We start from the raw sequence: 15330 nt of genomic DNA, 5'->3' as shown, positions 1-15330 counted from the left end.
CGCTGGCCGGACGTTCCCCGCACGCTCGCACCCCACTGCGTGGCGGGAGACGCCGTTACGCTGGGCCGGTGGATCGGTGCGACGAGTGCACATTCGTCTACGCGAGCGTGGCCGCCCCGGAGCTGCCGGGACTGCTGCGCGAGTGGCGAGCGCGGTACGCGGCCGCGCTGAGCGAGGTGCCGGACCTGCGCCGGCGGCCCGCCCCGGGGGGTGTGGTCGCCGCTGGAGTACACCTGCCACGTGCGGACGTGCTCCGCGTCCAGGGTGAGCGACTGGCGCTGGCTCACCGTCGAGGCGCCGGAGTTCACGCCGATGGGGCGGGACGAGCGCGCTGTCGCCGACGCGTACAACGAGCAGGACCCGGCGGTGGTGCTCGACGAGTTGGCTGCGGCGGCCGACGACCTGGCCGCCCGGTTCGGCGTGCTCGGTCCGTCGGAGCTGGCCCGCACGGGCGGCTACCCCTGGCCGCAGCCGCAGGCCCGGACGCTGCTCTGGCTCGGCCAGCACACGATCCACGAGGGCGAACACCACCTGCTCGACATCCGCCGGGCCGCCCGGGCCCAGGCCGCCGGCCAGGGCTGAGCCGCTCCCCCGTCCACCGCCCGGCCGGACCGGTAATCGGCGGGCCCGTTTCCGAGTCGCGACCGTGGTCGTCGACCACGGCTGCCGACGCGGTTCCGGAGCACGCCGCCGGGTTCGTCGAGGCCGGCCCGAAGAATCGGCCTGATTCGCCAGAATCAGGGCATGCATCAGGAGCCAGCCGGTCGACGGCAGCCCGTGGACGGCGATCAACGCCGGAGTACCCTGCAACGGGTCATCGCGTTCACCGACGCGGCCGTGGCGATCGCCCTGACCCTGCTGGCGCTCCCCCTCGTCGACTTCGCCGACCAGAGCAGCGCCCGGCAGTCGGTGGCCGACCTGGTCCACCAACACCTGGGCGACATTCTGTCCTTCGCCGTGTCGTTCCTGGTCATCGCGTTGTTCTGGCGAACTCACCGGCAACTGTACGAACGGCTCGTCGACTACGACGAGGTCCTCGTCGTGCTGAACTCGATCTGGATCATGCTGGTGGTCTTCCTGCCGTTTCCCACCGCGCGGCTGTTCGTGGAGACCCACCTGCGCGCCGACTCCGCGGCCTTCTATGTCGCCAACATGTTGGCCATCAGCCTCCTCGCGCTCGCGCAGAGCTGGTGGATCGGCCGCCGCCCCCAGCTGCGTACGTCGCCGGGCCCGGAAACGGCTCCGGCACTGCTGCCGCCCGTGGCGCTGTCCGTAGTCTTCGCGGTGGCGACTCTGGTCGCGGTCGTCTCGCCGACCGCCGGGCTGCTGCTGATCTTCCTTGTGCCGGTGGTGCAGTTCGCGGCCGCCCGGCTCGGCAGGTCGTCGGCCGGCTGAGCGCGACGGCGGGATCGGGTAGGCGGATCCGTCCCGGCCACGATCAGCGGGCTGGTGCGACCATGCGCCGTCGGTCAGTGCTGGGCCCCACGCCACCGGGCACGCCACCATCGCCTCGAGCCGCCGGGGGCCGAGCCGTGCCGGAGTCCGCCGGCAGCCGCACAGTGAGACGGCCGGGGCTGCCAGGAATCCCTGGCAGCCCCGGCCGCAGCGTGGATCGGGCCCGACCGTCGGTCCACCCGGGGGCGCCGGGCGGCCCGACGGCGGATCAGTGGATGACGACCGGCGTCGGCGTCTGCTCCGGCTGCTGCCCGTCGAGCGGCTGCGACGGCTTGCGCCGGCGAGGCAGGAACGCGGCCGGGATGAATGTGGTCAGCACGAGCGCGAACCCGACCCAGAATGTGGTGCCGAAGGAGCTGGCGGCGAAGTCCAGCCCGCGCTCGATGAGCTGCGCGGGCACCGGGAACTGCCGGAGGAGCTCCGGCTGCAGCTGCGCCGCGATGGCCAGCCCGGACTCGGTGATCGGCTTGCCGCTGGTGGGGTCCACCGCACCGGGGATCGGCTGGGAGCCGTTCAGCTCGCTGGTGAGGATCACCGACATCACCGCGGCACCCACGGACCCGCCGATCTGCTGGAGGATGTTGACCAGCGTGGAGCCGCGGGCCACCTCCTGCGCGTGCAGGGTCTTCAACGCCGAGGTCATGATCGGCATCATCGTGCCACCCATGCCCAGACCCATCACGAACAGCGAACCGCAGAGCAGCCAGTACGAGGTGTGCGGGTCGACCTGGGTGAAGGTGAAGAACCCGGCGGCGATGAGCACCAGCGCGAACGGCACGGTGCGGCCGACGGGCACCCGGTCGGCCAGCATCCCGGCGATCGGCATGGTGAGCATCGCGCCGATGCCCTGCGGCGCCATCAGCAGCCCGGCGGTCAGCGTCGACTCACCGCGGATCTGCAGGAAGTAGCTCGGGAACAGCAGGCCGGCGCCCATGAACGCGATGATGAACACGAACATGGTCACCGATGCGATGGTCAGGTTGCGGTTGGCGAACAGCCGCAGGTCGAGCAGCGGGTGCCGGGGCTTGAACGAGTAGATGATGAAGCCCACCACGAGCGCGGCGCCGACCAGCATCGGCGCCCACACCTTGGTCTCGGCGATCGTGCCGGCTTCGGGCAGCGAGGAGATGCCGTAGAGGAACAGGGCGAGGCCCGGGGAGAGCATCAGCATGCCGATGAAGTCGAACGACTCGGACGGCTCGGGGTTGTCCTTCGGCAGGGCCAGCTGCGCGTAGACGAGCGCGATGGCGCCGATCGGCAGGTTGATCAGGAAGATCCAGTGCCAGCTCGCCGTGTCGATCAGCCAGCCGCCGAGGATCGGACCGCCGATCGGCCCGAGCAGCATCGGGATGCCGAGGACGGCCATCAGGCGGCCGATCCGGTGCGGACCGGCGGCCTTCGTCATGATCGTCATGCCCAGCGGCATGAGCATGCCGCCGCCGAGCCCCTGGAGGACGCGGTAGGTGATCAGCTGGGTGATCGAGTCGGCGGTGGCGCACAGTCCGGACCCGATCGTGAACAGCGCCAGCGCGATCATGTAGAGGCGCTTGGTGCCGAACCGGTCGGCGGCCCACCCGCTGAGCGGGATCACCGTGGCCAGCGCGAGCGTGTAGGCGGTCATGGTCCACGCGACTCGGGCGTAGGTGGCGTCGAACTCGTTCTGGAACGTCGGCAGCGCCACGCTGACGACGGTGACGTCGAGGATCGACATGATCGCACCGAGAACGACGACTCCCGCCACCGTGAGAACCGCGGCGTCGAGCTTGTCCGATGTCGCGGCGGGTTGCTGGGTCACTAACAGTCTCCTGGGTTCGTGTTGATCGGGGGCGGTGGCGGCACCGCGCTGGCGAGCACGGGAAGTCACGAGGAGGGGCGACGTCCGCTGGCACAGTAGCGACTGCGGGCGACAATTCGCGCTCGGATTCTCCGTGACCACCCACACTGGTTGGCCCGGTCAGCGCCGGTCGCCGACAAGCCCACGCCCTGCGCGTCGCCGCGCCCCCGGGTCTGGACGCCCCACCTCAGGCCGGCACCGCACCGAGGCGGACCCACAGCCGTCCGCCGTACCGCGCTCCGCGCCGGCTGTGCGACATCGATGCCGGGCCTTGTCGTGCCGTCCGGCGCAACCGCGCATCGGTGGCAGACCGCGCTGGTCAGAGCGCTGTTCGCAGCGCACCGGCAACCTCGACCCGGCGCCGGAGGCAGGCCCGGCCGGGGGTGCGCGCGGCCGCGGGCCACCGCCGGCACCGGCGCCTCAGGTCTCCGCTCGCGGCCGATGACGCGGGGCGGAGGGCGGGCGGGACGACCATAGACGCGCCCGTGTCCCGCCGGGTTCCGGGGCGACACCGCCATCGTGATCCTCAGCACAGCGGCGGTTCGGGTACCCACACCGTCCCCGTGCCGCCGGTCCGCCGCCACCGTCCGCCCGGCAGGCGGTCGGCCGATCGGCCGCCAGCTCCGCCGGTCGGGTCGTCCCGGCGCGGGTCACCGCTGCCGGGTCAGCGGCAGGTAGTCGGCGGCGGTGAGCGGCTGTCGGGACAGGGAACCGTCCGCGCGGGGCACGTCCAACGGCCGCCCGGCCCGCTGGAAGGACACCCCGTCCACGTCCTGCCGCCTGGTGAGCGTGCAGACGATCTGACCGAAGGCGAGGATCTCGTCGCTCCGACCCGTCTCGTCGACGGCTTCCTGGATGTCGACCTCGACGAGTCGGCCGTTCACCCGGGCCCCGGCCACCACGACCGTGCCTGGCAGGGCGCTGGTCACTCCGCTGTCCCGTTCCGTGCTCGACGGCCCGGCGAGCAGGTGCTGCAGGTGGACGTCGACCGGGGGAAGCGCGTCGATCCGGCGCACCATCGGGTACAGCCGGTCGTCGCGGACGAAGCAGAGCGTCTCGTCCACCCGGCCCACCGATCCGGTCGGGGTGCCGGTCACCGGTGCCGGCAGCCGTCCGCGCGGTGCCTGCACCGGCCGGGGGGACTCGTCGATGGGCACCCCGCACCCGGCGAGCAGGACCACGACGAGCAGCAGGGCTCGCGACGCCCGGCTCACGGCAGGCTCCCGGGCAGCTCCACCCGGAACCGGGCGCCGCCGCCCGGCCGGTCCGTCACGCTCGCCCGGCCGCCGTGCGCGGCGGTGTGCTGGGCGACAAGTGCCAGGCCGAGACCCGTGCCGTTGGTGTCCGCCCGGGCGTGGGCGGCGCGGCCGCGGACGAAGCGGTCAAAGATGATCTCGCGGTCCTGCACCGGCACGCCGGGGCCTTCGTCGTCGACCTCGATGACCCCGGCGCCGTCCTGCACCCGCAGGTGCACGGCGACCGGGCCGCCCCCGTAGCGGACAGCGTTGTCCAGCAGGTTCAGCAGGATCTGCTCAACCCGGCGCCGATCGACCAGCCAGCGGCTCGGTGTGCCGGGCGGGATGCGGACCAGGTCGCCGGGCAGGGAGCGGCTGCGGCACGCCTCCCCGGCCAGGGCCGCCAGGTCGACGGTCTCGCGCTGCGCGGGCCGTTCGGTGCGGGCCAGCTGCATCAGGTCGTCCACCAGGCGCTGGAAGCGCGCGACCTCGTCGGCGACCAGGCCGGCCGCGGTGGCGGTGCGCTCGTCGTGGTGGTCGCGGCGGCGGGTGAGCACGTCCGCGGCGGCGGCCAGGGTCTGCAGCGGCGACCGCAGTTCGTGGCTCACGTCGGCGGCGAACCGGCGGTCCCGCTCGATCCGCCGGACCAGCTGGTCGACCATGTCGTTGAACGAGGTGGAGAGCCGGGTCAGGTCCGGGTCGGTGGTGGGGTCGAGGCGGGTGGTGAAGTCACCGGCGGCGATCCGCTCGGCGACGTCCGCGACGGCGGTCAACGGGCGCACGCTGTGGCGGGTGGCGTACCAGCCGAGGGCGGCGCCGGCGCCGGCGACCATGATGCCGACCGCGGTGAGGGTCAACGCCATCACCTGGAAGGTCTGCTCCACCTCGCGCAGCGACGTGAGCTCGTAGTAGCCGGTGGACGCCGACAAGGGAACTCCGACGAGCAGGGTGGGCTGCCCGTCGAGGCGTACCCGCTGCACGCCCGCCTCCCCGGAGCGGACCAGCTGCTGCAACTCGCCGGGGACCGAACTCGCGCCGATGTCCGCCGAGCGGCCGTACCAGCGGCCGTTGAAGTGCAGCAGCGGGCGGCGGATGCTGCCGGTGTCCAGGGAGCGCAGCACCTCCACCACGTCGGGGGCGTCGGTGTCCAGCCCGGTCCGCACCACGGCCGCGTCGAAGTAGGCCGCCCGCACCGCCGCCCGTTCCCGCTCGTCCAGCAGCGACCGGCGGGTCAGGTCGTAGGAGAACAACGCCATCGACGCCGCGAGCAGCGACGCGCCGACCGCGAAGGCGGCGGTGACCCGGGCGCGGAGTCCGAGCCGGGTCATCGCTGAAGTTTGTAGCCAAGGCCACGCAGCGTGACCAGGTGCCGCGGGTTCGCCGGGTCGGCCTCGATCTTCTGCCGTAGCCGACCCACGTGCACGTCGACCAGCCGCTCGTCGCCCGTGTCGTATCCCCAGACCCGTTGCAGCAACTGCTGCCGGGACAACACCCGACCGGCGTGCTCGGCCAGTTCGCAGAGCAACCGGAACTCGGTGCGGGTCACCGCCACCCGCTGGCCGGCCCGGCGTACCTCGCCGGCGTCCGGGCTGATCTCCAGGTCACCGAAGACCTGCGCGGGGACCGGCGCCACGAGCGCCCGTCCCCGCCGCCGCAGCGCCCGCAGCCGGGCCGACAGTTCCTTGATCGCCACCGGCTTCACCAGGTAGTCGTCGGCGCCTGCCTCCAGCGCGGCGACGATGTCGTGGGTGTCGTCCCGGGCGCTCACGACCACGATGGGCACGTCGTCGTCGCGGCGCATCTGCCGGATGCACTCGAAGCCGTCGAGCCCCGGCAGCATCAGGTCCACGAGCACGTTGTCGGCCGGGTTCTCCCGCTGCCGCCGCAGTCCCTCCTCCGCGGTCGCCGCGCCGTGCGCGGTGTAGCCCTCCTCCTCCAGGGCGAGCAGCAGCGCGAGCCGGATCCGGTCGTCGTCCTCGATCACCAGTACGGCCGTCATACGGGCATCATCCATGGACCGGTGGCCGTGGCCCAACCGTGTCAGCCGTTCCCGGGTTTTGTCACACAACTGTCATGAAACTGCGGGCTCCCCTCCAAGGTCGCCGCACAGGCTGGTGAACCAGCCGGACAACGCGCACGAAAGCAGGAGACATGACCGGGCCGCAACCGCCTCCGCCGGAATGCGCCGTGCCGCTGGTCGAGGTGGAGATCACCGAGGAACTGGATCTGGCGCGCCTCTCCGAGGTCAGTCACGTCCTCGATCGAATCCTGTCCCTGCGACCCGCCGAGGTGGTGATCCACCTGTCGGGGTGCCGGCACATCGACGCCGCGGGCATCGGACTGCTGCTCGACGTGCACCGGCGCATGCTCCGTCGACAGGGCGCGGTCAAGCTGCGCAGCCCCAACCCGCGCATCCGTCGAATCCTGGAAACGGCCCGGCTGGACCAGGTCCTGCCGATCCTGGATCCGCCCGGGCGGTCCCGCTCGGGTGTGGTCGACCAGGCCCCGCCCGCGCAGCGTCCGGCGGGGGTTCCGGGCGCTCAAGGACGAGCGACGGTCACCGTACGTTCCTGAGGCCGGCGTGCGCCCGGCGAGGAGGCAGCAGTGAGTGGCAGCGCGCTCATCAGCGCACTCACCATCGGGCTCGCCGTCGGCCTGGCCGGTCGCCTGCTCGTGCCGGGGCGCAAGGTGGCGCCGGTCTGGCTGACGGTCGCACTCGGCGTGGCCGCCGCGCTGCTCGGTTCGGTCGTCATCCGCCTCCTCGGCGCCGACCTGGCCGAACTCACGGTCCTGCGGCTGGTCGCGCAGTCGGGCTTCGCAGGTGTCGCGGTGGTCCTCGCCGTGGTCACGGCCGAGCGGCAGTCGCGGCGTGACGGGTACGCACCGCTGTTCCGCACGTCCGCTCCGGCGCCGCCGCCCTCCAGCGCCGCCGGCGAGCGGAGAGAACGAGAGGATGGGTTATGACGGTCGTACCGGCCGATCACCTGATGACTCTGATCTGCGACGGCTGCGGTGACACCGTCACCGCGGCGGCAAGTGTCCTGCCCGACGCGGAGGTCGTCTGGACGCTGGTGTTCGACAACGGCTGGGTCGGCTCGCCCTTCGCCTCCGGCCCGCACCACTGCCCCCGCTGCACCCTCGCTGCCGAGCTGGGCGGCGCGAACGGTGCCGGCAGGTCGACGGCCGGCCTGGGCATCGACTACCTCGACGAGGTCGCTGCCGCACCCGCTGCACGGGACGCCGATCCGGCCGAGGCGGTGCGCCGGGCGCTGGCGGAGGCGATCCACCTCGGTGACCACGTCCTCGTGGACCTCAGCGAGGTGGAGGTGGTCGACCCGGCCGGGCTCGGTCTGCTGGTCCGGGCGCACCAGGAGGCCAGGCAGCGGGCCGCGGTGCTGTGTCTGGTGGCGCCCACCCGGTTCGTCCTCACGGTGCTGCACACCATGCGGCTGGACGACGTCTTTCCGCTCTACGAGAGCCGGGCGGCCGCCCTGCGCGACCTGGCCGACCCCGCGTCGGCCGGCACGGCGCCGGTGGGCCGCGAGGCAGTTGCGCCATCGACAGTCAAGGAGTCGCCATGGTGATGCCCTGGGCATTTCCGCCGTTCCCCGACGACAACCCGTCCCGGCCGACGAACGAGGAGTCGGCGCAGGAGAGCGAGGATCTCCGCCTCGCGGCTCTGGTGGCGCAGCGGCTGAGCATCGACTGGATCACCCGGCGCCAGCAGATCACCATCACGGTGCAGAACCGGGTGGTGATCCTTGCCGGGATGGTGGCCAACGTGGAGACCCGCCGGGCGGCCGGCGAGCTGGCGTGGGAGGTTCCCGGCGTCGTCGACGTCTGCAACGCGCTGCAGCTGTACGGTCAGCGGCGAAGCCGCCGCTGACCGGTCGGCCGGTCAACCGTCGCGCCGCGGATAGGAAACGGTCCCGGCGGACTGGTTGACCGGTGCCGGGCTGAACGCGCCCGTGTTGCGGGCGGCGAAGTCGGCGGGGGCGGGCCGGTCCACCGATGGCGGTGGCGGTGATGAACGCGCTGCCCGACTCGCCGCTGCCCACTGCTGATGGTTGTCAAACGTTCGTCCGATGCGCAGCGTCCACTACGCCGTTACCGTGTGGGCATCGTGGTCGATTCCTGAGGCTCGGCTGTTCTCGACGACCTGCCGGTGTAGCGGCACGCCACCGGCCTGGACCGGAGGATTCGCGATGAGTGACCCGAGTGCCTCGCTGGTCAGCACCCCGCGTCCCGAGCAGCCGAGCGAGACCGGGACACCGACCGCCGCCGGCCCGCCGGAATCCGCGCGACAGCAGCAGCCACGTGGCCTGCTGGGTGACGCGTGGCGGGACCTGCGCCGCAAGCCACTGTTCTGGATCTCCGCCACGTTGATCCTGGTCTTCGTGCTGATGGCGGCCTTCCCCTGGCTGTTCACCTCCGGCGACCCGGTCAACGGCGACCTGGCACACAGCCGCGTCGAACCCTCGGCGTCCGCCTGGTTCGGCTACGACGTACAGGGGCGCGACGTCTACGCCCGCACCATCTATGGCGCCCGGGCCTCCATCCTGGTGGCACTGCTCTCCACCATCGGCACGCTACTCATCGGCGGCGCGATGGGCATGGTCGCCGGTTACCGCGGCGGCTGGGTCGACAGTCTGCTCTCCCGCATCGCGGACGTCTTCTTCGGCCTGCCGTTCATGCTCGGCGCCATCGTCATCCTGACCACCTTCAACGGCTCGGGCACGGACAACAGCGAGGCGCAGATCATGGGCCTGGTCATCGTCTCGCTCGTGGTCCTGTTGTGGCCGGTGGTGATGCGGTTGATGCGCTCCTCCGTGCTGGCCACCAAGGAGGCCGACTACATCCTGGCCGCGCGGGCCCTGGGTGCCGGCACCGGCCGAATCGTCCTCAAGCACCTGCTGCCGAACTGCGTCGCACCGCTGCTGGTGTACGGGACGATCATGATCGGCTCCTTCATCGGCGCCGAGGCGACCCTGTCCTTCCTGGGCATCGGCCTGAAGACCCCGGTCGTGTCCTGGGGCATCATGATCAGTGAGGCGCAGAACTACATCCGGGTCTCGCCCTACCTGCTCCTCTTCCCCGCCGCGTTCCTCGTCACCGCCGTACTCAGCTTCGTGATGCTCGGCGAGACGGTCCGCGAAGCCCTCGACCCGAAACTGCGGTGACCGCAGGCGATCGGCGTCGGCTTCGGTCTGGGCGGACCGTAGCCGGGTCGAGGCGCGGCGTCGGTCCTCGTACGCTGGGTCGGTGATCTTTACGCCGCGCCTCGCCGACACCGCGGCACGTCGCCGGTCGCCCGACGTGCCGTCCGAAAGGAAGGGCAGTGCGGCCGCCTGGCGGTCCGTCGTGGCAGCGGCCGGAGCGGGCGCGGCGAGGGCGCCGTGGTGAGCGGGCTGCCCGTACCCGGGCAGCGGGCTGTCCCGCCGGCGTCCGCGTCGCGCCGGTCGCGGCTGGCCCGGTGGTGTGCCCGCGTCGAGGGTTCACGCTGGTTCGAGGTGGCGATCGTCGTCGTCATCGGGGCGAACGCGGTGGTACTCGGCGTCGAGACCTACCCGCACCCGGGGTCGCTCGGGACACTGCTGCGGGCATTGGAGTGGTTCTTCCGCACGGTGTTCATCGTCGAGATCGCCATCCGGCTGCTGGCGCACGGTCGTCGGCCCCAGGACTTCTTCCGGCGCGGGTGGAACGTCTTCGACTTCGTGGTGACCGCGGCGGCGTTCATCCCCGGCCTGCACGGCGAGTCGGCTGGGCTGCGGGTGATCCGCATCGCCCGGGTGGTGCGGCTGGTGCGCTTCTCGCCGGGGCTGCGCACCATCGTGACGGCGCTGCTGCGCAGCCTTCCCGGGGTCGGTGGGTTCCTCGCCCTCGCCCTGGTGACCCTGTACGTGTACGGCATGGCCGGGTGGCTCATCTTCAAAGAGGCGTATCCCGACGACTACGGCACGATCGGGCGGGCCGCGCTGACCCTGTTCGTGCTGCTGTCCCTGGAGACGCTGCCCGACCTGATCGAGCAGGGCATGGCGCTGTCGCCGTGGACCCTCGTCTACTACGTCAGCTTCGTGCTCATCACCGTCAACCTGCTGGTGAACATCCTCATCGCGGTGATCGTCAACTCGATGGAGGAGGCTCGCCGGCTGGAGATGACCGAACGGATGGCGGTGGACGAGGACCGCGACGGCGTACCGGACGAGATCGACCGGATCATGATCAGCCAGCGGCTCGACGACCTACGGGCGCTGGTGGCCGACCTGGAGCGGGAACTGCGGATCGACCGCGACGCCGGGCAGCCCAGGGCGGGTAGCCGGGACCGGTGACGCGGCGGCCCCGTCACCCGTGTTGCGCCGCACCAGCCGAGACGACGACCACGTGCAGATGTCGAGGGCCATGGACGCCCTCCACCCGGTTGAGTTCGATGTCGCTGGTGGCCGAGGGTCCGCTGATCCAGGTCAGCGGGCGACGCGGGTCGACCCGGGCCACGGCGTCCGGCACCGTGGCGACGACCTGGTCGGCCCGCAGCACACACACGTGCACGTCGGGCAGCAGGCTGATGACCCGCCGGCCCTGATCCGGGGCGCCGTCGAGCACGATGGTGCCGGTTTCGGCGACGGCCACGGCCGCGGCGGTGACCACCCCGTCCACGGCGGCGATCTGCGCCGCGGTGAGGTTCTCGTCGGTCACCGCGGCGACGGTGGCGGGCAGCCAGTGCCGGGGCAGCCCGGGCGGGACCACGACGCGCCGGCCACCGAGCACCTCGTCGACGACCTGCGCGACGTCGGCGTCCGCGCACCGGTGCACGGTGGCCCGGTAGTCGGTGAGCCGGTGCACCAGCAGGTCGAGGTCGACGGCGACGGCGCCGGCCGGCCGGTAGTCCCGGGGTACCGCGGCCGGGTCCGCCGGCGGCTCACCGCGGGCGACCCGGAGCCGGCCGAGGATGAGGTCACGTGCGGTCACCGCTCGGCCCACCACTGGCGGAAGGTCTGCGGTGGCGCAGCCGGCAGGTCACGGCTGGCGGTCCAGCCGTTCAGCGGCGGGGGCAGGGCGGGGCCGGCGAGCCGGGCCAGGCCCGCGGCGAGCTGCGCGGCCGCGTACAGCCGGGGATGGTCCATGGTGTACGCGGCGGCGCCCATCGCGGCCTTCTCGCCGGCCGGGTGGGGGGCTTGGCCGCGCAGGTGCACCAGCAGCTCCGGAATGTTGATCATCACGGGGCAGGCGTCGTAGCAGGCGCCGCAGAGCGACGACGCGTACGGCAGGGAGGCGTTGTCCGGCACCCCGGTGAGCTGCGGGGACAGCACCGCCCCGATCGGCCCCGGATAGACCGACCCGTAGGCGTGCCCGCCGGTGCGCTCGTACACGGGGCACACATTGAGGCAGGCGGAGCAGCGGATGCAGTGCAGCGCCTGCCGGCCGACGGCGTCGGCGAGCACCGCGCTGCGGCCGTTGTCCAGCAGCACCAGGTGCACCTGCTGCGGCCCGTCCCCGGGGGTGACCCCGGTCCACATCGACGTGTACGGGTTCATCCGCTCCCCGGTCGACGCCCGGGGCAGCAACTGCAGGAACACCTCTAGGTCCGCCCAGGTGGGGATGACCTTCTCGACGCCCATCACGGTGATCAGGGTCTCCGGCAGGGTGAGGCACATCCGGCCGTTGCCCTCCGACTCGACCACCGCCAGGGTGCCGGTCTCCGCGACGGCGAAGTTCGCCCCGGAGACGGCCACCCGGGTGCTGAGGAAGGTCTCGCGCAGGTGCCGGCGCGCCGCGGCGGCCAGGACGGCCGGCTCGTCGGTGAGGGCGGGGTCGACGCCGGGCATCTCGCGCAGGAAGATCTCCCGGATCTCCGCCCGGTTGCGGTGGATCGCCGGGACCAGGATGTGGCTGGGCCGGTCCCGGCCGAGCTGCACGATCAGCTCCGCCAGGTCGGTCTCCACCGGTTCGATCCCGGCGGCCTCGAGGGCCTCGTTCAGGCCGATCTCCTGGGTGGCCATCGACTTGACCTTCATGACCCGCTGCGCGCCGGTGGCCCGGACCAGGCCGGTCACGATGCGGTTGGCTTCCAACGCGTCGGCGGCCCAGTGCACGGTGCCGCCGGCCGCGGTGACCGCGGCTTCGAGCTGCTCGAGCAGTTCCGGCAGGCGGGCCATGACGTCGGTCTTGATCGCGGAGCCGGCGGCGCGCAGCTGCGCCCAGTCGGGCAGCTCGCCGATCACCGCTGCCGACTTGGCGCGGATCGTGGTGGTGGCATGCCGCAGGTTCCGGCGCAACTGCGCGTCCCCCAGCGCCCGGCGGGCCGCCGCCGGGAAGGACTCCTCACCGCGCAGATTGCCCACCCCGCGCGGGGCGGTGGCCGGCATACCCAGGAACGTCCGCGTCACGACCCCACCTCCAACCGGTCCCGCTCCCCCGCGGTCTCGGCCCCCTCGGTGCTGGCCAGGATCTCCGCCAGGTGCACGGTCCGCACGCCGGCCCTGAGCCGGGACAGCCCACCGCCGATGTGCATCAGACACGACGAGTCCCCCGCCGTGCACATCTCCGCACGGGTGGCGAGGACGTTGCGCATCTTGTCCGCCAGCATCGCCGTGGAGGTGTCCGCGTTCTTCACCGCGAACGTGCCACCGAACCCGCAGCACTGCTCCGCCTGCGGCAGCTCCACCAGCTCCAGGCCACGGACCTCCCGCAGCAGGCGCAGCGGCTTGTCCGCCACCCGGAGCATCCGCAGCGAATGGCACGTCGGGTGGTAGGTCACCCGGTGCGGGAAGTACGCCCCCACGTCGGCCACCCCGAGCACGTCCACCAGCAGCTCCGACAGCTCGTACGTGCGCCGGGCGACCTCTTCCGCCCGGCTGGCCAGCCGCTCGTCCCCCGCCCGGCGGGCCACCATCGCGTGCTGGTGCCGGACCGAGCCGACGCAGGAACCGGAGGGGGCGACCACCACGTCGTACGGGGCGAAGACCCGGACGTGCCGGCGGACCAGCCGCAGCGCGTCGTCCGGGTAACCGGTGTTGACGTGCATCTGCCCGCAACAGGTCTGGTCCGCCGGGAAGACCACCTCGTGGCCGAGGCGCTCCAACAGCCGCACCGTCGCCTTCGCCGCCTCGGGAAAGAGCGTGTCGGCGAGGCAGGTGACGAACAGCGCGATCCGCATCCTCAACCGCCCATCCGGTCCTCGGCGGCCCGCCAGGCCGCCTCGTCGCCGCGCGGTTCGTACCGCACGATGCGCTGAGTGTCGCGCAGCACGGACCGCAGGGCCGCCAGATCGCCGCTGACGGCGCCGGCGGCACGGGCCTGCACCAGGATGTTACCGAGCGCGGTGGCCTCGACCGGCCCGGCGAACACCGGTAGTCCGCAGGCGTCCGCGGTCAACTGGCACAGCAGTTCGTTGCGGGCGCCGCCGCCGACGACGTGCACGGCGTCGACGTGCCGGCCGGACAGCTGCTGCGCCTGGCGTACGGCGCGGCGGTGAGCCAGGGCCAGGCTGTCGACGATGCAGCGGACGGTCGCGGCGGGGGTGGCGGGTACCGGTTCGCCGGCGTGGCCGCAGGCGTCGGCGATGCGGGTGGGCATGTCGCCGGGCGGCAGGAACCGCGGGTCGTCGGGGTCCACGACCGAGCGGAAGGCCGGCTCCCGGGCCGCCCGGCGCAGCAGGTCGGGCAGATCGGTGGCGCCCCAGGTGCGCAGCGATTCCTGCAGCAGCCACAGGCCCATGACGTTGCGCAGGTAGCGGATCGTCCCGTTGACGCCGGATTCGTTGGTGAAGTTGGCCTGCCGGCTCGCCTCGGTGAGCACCGGGGCGTCGAGCTCGACGCCGACCAGCGACCAGGTGCCGCAGGAGACGTAGGCGAAGTGCTCCCCCGCCGCCGGCACGCCCACCACCGCCGAGGCGGTGTCGTGGGAGCCGACCGCCACCACGTCGGGGGTGCCGGGTAGGCCGAGGCCGGGCCGGACCGGGCCGATCCGGGCGCCTGGCTCGCGCAGCGGCGGGAACAGGTCGGCGCGGATGCCCGCGTCGGCCATCAGGTCGGTGGCCCAGGCCCGGCGGCGCAGGTCGTACAGCTGGGTGGTGGAGGCGTTGGTGACCTCGGCGGCGACCTCGCCGGTGAGCCAGTACGCGATGAGGTCGGGGATCAGCAGCAGCCACCGCGCCGCGGTCAGCTGCGGCGTGCCGGCCGCCGCGACGAGCTGGTAGAGGGTGTTGAACGGCAACTGCTGCAGCCCGGTGGTGCGGTAGAGCCGCTCCGCACCGAACTGCTTGACGACCCGCTCGGCGACGCCGTCGGTGCGGGCGTCACGGTAGTGCACCGGGTTGCCGAGCAGCGCCCCGGTGTCGTCGAGCAGCCCGTAGTCGACGGCCCAGGAGTCGATGCCGATGCTGGTCACCGGGCCGGCGGCGCGCAGGCCGTCGAGGACGCCCCGGTGCAGCGCGAGGACGTCCCAGTGCAGGGTGTCGCCGAGGCGTACCGGTTCGTTGGGGAACCGGTGCACCTCGGTCAGGTCCAGTCGGCCTGGTGCGACGCGGCCAAGCATGACCCGGCCGCTGGACGCGCCCAGGTCCACGGCGGCGAGGTGCAGGTCGGTCACAACATCCCCCGCCGGGCCGCCCACACCACCGCCTGGATCGGGGCGGTGACGCCGAGCCGGTCGCAGATCGCCCGGATCCGGCGGCGCACGGTCCGCTCGGACAGCCCGGACCGCCGCGCCACCGTCTCCAGCGGCACCCCCGTGGCCAGCAACCGCAGCAGACGCAGGTCCTCCTCGTCGAGCACCGGATTCTCCACGAGCATCTTGGTCCTCATTCCC

At 72.5% G+C, this 15330-nt stretch carries 17 protein-coding genes; 8 read left to right on the top strand and 9 right to left on the bottom strand.

Annotated elements, in window-relative coordinates:
- Nucleotides 1–210: 210 nt before the first annotated feature.
- A complete protein-coding gene (locus ACFYML_RS20200; protein ID WP_387422078.1) occupies nt 211–582 on the top strand; it encodes a DinB family protein in 372 nt (123 codons plus the stop codon).
- 162 nt (nt 583–744) lie between these two features.
- Nucleotides 745–1395 (top strand): TMEM175 family protein, encoded by a 651-nt coding sequence (locus ACFYML_RS20195; RefSeq protein ID WP_387422077.1) that lies wholly within the window; start codon nt 745–747, stop codon nt 1393–1395.
- Between the two features lie 268 nt (nt 1396–1663).
- On the opposite strand, the gene ACFYML_RS20190 is transcribed toward ACFYML_RS20195, so the two are convergent.
- The 4 genes from ACFYML_RS20190 to ACFYML_RS20175 form a co-directional block, all read right to left on the bottom strand.
- Nucleotides 1664–3250 carry a DHA2 family efflux MFS transporter permease subunit gene (locus tag ACFYML_RS20190; RefSeq protein WP_387422076.1) on the bottom strand — a complete coding sequence of 529 codons (1587 nt, stop codon included), beginning with the start codon at nt 3248–3250 and terminating at the stop codon, nt 1664–1666.
- A 689-nt stretch (nt 3251–3939) separates the two neighbouring features.
- On the bottom strand, nt 3940–4503 hold the full coding sequence (locus ACFYML_RS20185; RefSeq protein ID WP_357436373.1) for a GerMN domain-containing protein: 564 nt from the start codon (nt 4501–4503) through the stop codon (nt 3940–3942).
- Nucleotides 4500–5852: a sensor histidine kinase gene (locus ACFYML_RS20180; RefSeq protein WP_387422075.1), complete on the bottom strand. Its 1353-nt coding sequence runs from the start codon at nt 5850–5852 to the stop codon at nt 4500–4502. Before ACFYML_RS20180 ends, ACFYML_RS20185 begins: the two co-directional genes overlap by 4 nt.
- The gene (locus tag ACFYML_RS20175; protein ID WP_073838441.1) at nt 5849–6523 is read right to left on the bottom strand and encodes a response regulator transcription factor; all 675 of its coding nucleotides are present in this window, start codon (nt 6521–6523) and stop codon (nt 5849–5851) included. Before ACFYML_RS20175 ends, ACFYML_RS20180 begins: the two co-directional genes overlap by 4 nt.
- A gap of 152 nt (nt 6524–6675) precedes the next feature.
- Between ACFYML_RS20175 and ACFYML_RS20170 the strand changes: the two genes are divergently transcribed.
- From ACFYML_RS20170 to ACFYML_RS20145, 6 genes are all read left to right on the top strand, one after another.
- Complete coding sequence (locus tag ACFYML_RS20170; RefSeq protein ID WP_387422074.1) at nt 6676–7098, top strand: STAS domain-containing protein; 423 nt, start codon at nt 6676–6678, stop codon at nt 7096–7098.
- Between the two features lie 30 nt (nt 7099–7128).
- Nucleotides 7129–7488 (top strand): GlsB/YeaQ/YmgE family stress response membrane protein, encoded by a 360-nt coding sequence (locus ACFYML_RS20165; RefSeq protein WP_387422073.1) that lies wholly within the window; start codon nt 7129–7131, stop codon nt 7486–7488.
- Nucleotides 7485–8108 carry an STAS domain-containing protein gene (locus tag ACFYML_RS20160; protein WP_387422072.1) on the top strand — a complete coding sequence of 208 codons (624 nt, stop codon included), beginning with the start codon at nt 7485–7487 and terminating at the stop codon, nt 8106–8108. Before ACFYML_RS20165 ends, ACFYML_RS20160 begins: the two co-directional genes overlap by 4 nt.
- Entirely contained in the window at nt 8102–8410 is a 309-nt protein-coding gene (locus ACFYML_RS20155) for a BON domain-containing protein (protein ID WP_387279684.1), read from the top strand. The genes ACFYML_RS20160 and ACFYML_RS20155 overlap by 7 nt, the downstream gene beginning before the upstream one ends.
- 319 nt (nt 8411–8729) lie before the next feature.
- Entirely contained in the window at nt 8730–9704 is a 975-nt protein-coding gene (locus ACFYML_RS20150; protein WP_387422071.1) for an ABC transporter permease, read from the top strand.
- A gap of 219 nt (nt 9705–9923) precedes the next feature.
- On the top strand, nt 9924–10853 hold the full coding sequence (locus ACFYML_RS20145; RefSeq protein WP_387422070.1) for an ion transporter: 930 nt from the start codon (nt 9924–9926) through the stop codon (nt 10851–10853).
- A gap of 13 nt (nt 10854–10866) precedes the next feature.
- Here ACFYML_RS20145 and ACFYML_RS20140 read toward each other — a convergent pair whose 3' ends face one another.
- From ACFYML_RS20140 to ACFYML_RS20120, 5 genes are read right to left on the bottom strand one after another with little or no spacing between them, the layout of a single operon-like run.
- Nucleotides 10867–11490 (bottom strand): lactate utilization protein C, encoded by a 624-nt coding sequence (locus ACFYML_RS20140; protein WP_387422069.1) that lies wholly within the window; start codon nt 11488–11490, stop codon nt 10867–10869.
- Complete coding sequence (locus ACFYML_RS20135) at nt 11487–12887, bottom strand: lactate utilization protein B (protein WP_387422136.1); 1401 nt, start codon at nt 12885–12887, stop codon at nt 11487–11489. The genes ACFYML_RS20140 and ACFYML_RS20135 overlap by 4 nt, the downstream gene beginning before the upstream one ends.
- A 17-nt stretch (nt 12888–12904) precedes the next feature.
- Complete coding sequence (locus ACFYML_RS20130) at nt 12905–13678, bottom strand: (Fe-S)-binding protein (protein WP_387422135.1); 774 nt, start codon at nt 13676–13678, stop codon at nt 12905–12907.
- Nucleotides 13679–13680: 2 nt separating this feature from the next.
- Nucleotides 13681–15111 carry a rhamnulokinase family protein gene (locus ACFYML_RS20125; protein ID WP_387422068.1) on the bottom strand — a complete coding sequence of 477 codons (1431 nt, stop codon included), beginning with the start codon at nt 15109–15111 and terminating at the stop codon, nt 13681–13683.
- Nucleotides 15108–15326, bottom strand: coding sequence for a helix-turn-helix domain-containing protein (locus ACFYML_RS20120; protein ID WP_083673034.1), 219 nt, complete (start codon nt 15324–15326; stop codon nt 15108–15110). Before ACFYML_RS20120 ends, ACFYML_RS20125 begins: the two co-directional genes overlap by 4 nt.
- Between the last annotated feature and the right edge of the window lie 4 nt (nt 15327–15330).

It is taken from the genome of Micromonospora sp. NPDC007230 (assembly GCF_042869115.1).
In the GTDB taxonomy this organism is placed as follows: Bacteria; Actinomycetota; Actinomycetes; order Mycobacteriales; family Micromonosporaceae; genus Micromonospora.
This window is presented reverse-complemented; position numbering and strand designations above follow the sequence as displayed.

Coding starts and splice junctions, on each gene's coding strand:
- ACFYML_RS20195 (WP_387422077.1), top strand. CDS start 745: ATGCATCAGGAGCCAGCCGGTCGACGGCAGCCCGTGGACGGCGATCAA.
- ACFYML_RS20180 (WP_387422075.1), bottom strand. CDS start 5,852: ATGACCCGGCTCGGACTCCGCGCCCGGGTCACCGCCGCCTTCGCGGTC.
- ACFYML_RS20175 (WP_073838441.1), bottom strand. CDS start 6,523: ATGACGGCCGTACTGGTGATCGAGGACGACGACCGGATCCGGCTCGCG.
- ACFYML_RS20170 (WP_387422074.1), top strand. CDS start 6,676: ATGACCGGGCCGCAACCGCCTCCGCCGGAATGCGCCGTGCCGCTGGTC.
- ACFYML_RS20160 (WP_387422072.1), top strand. CDS start 7,485: ATGACGGTCGTACCGGCCGATCACCTGATGACTCTGATCTGCGACGGC.
- ACFYML_RS20155 (WP_387279684.1), top strand. CDS start 8,102: ATGGTGATGCCCTGGGCATTTCCGCCGTTCCCCGACGACAACCCGTCC.
- ACFYML_RS20150 (WP_387422071.1), top strand. CDS start 8,730: ATGAGTGACCCGAGTGCCTCGCTGGTCAGCACCCCGCGTCCCGAGCAG.
- ACFYML_RS20135 (WP_387422136.1), bottom strand. CDS start 12,887: ATGCCGGCCACCGCCCCGCGCGGGGTGGGCAATCTGCGCGGTGAGGAG.
- ACFYML_RS20130 (WP_387422135.1), bottom strand. CDS start 13,678: ATGCGGATCGCGCTGTTCGTCACCTGCCTCGCCGACACGCTCTTTCCC.
- ACFYML_RS20120 (WP_083673034.1), bottom strand. CDS start 15,326: ATGAGGACCAAGATGCTCGTGGAGAATCCGGTGCTCGACGAGGAGGAC.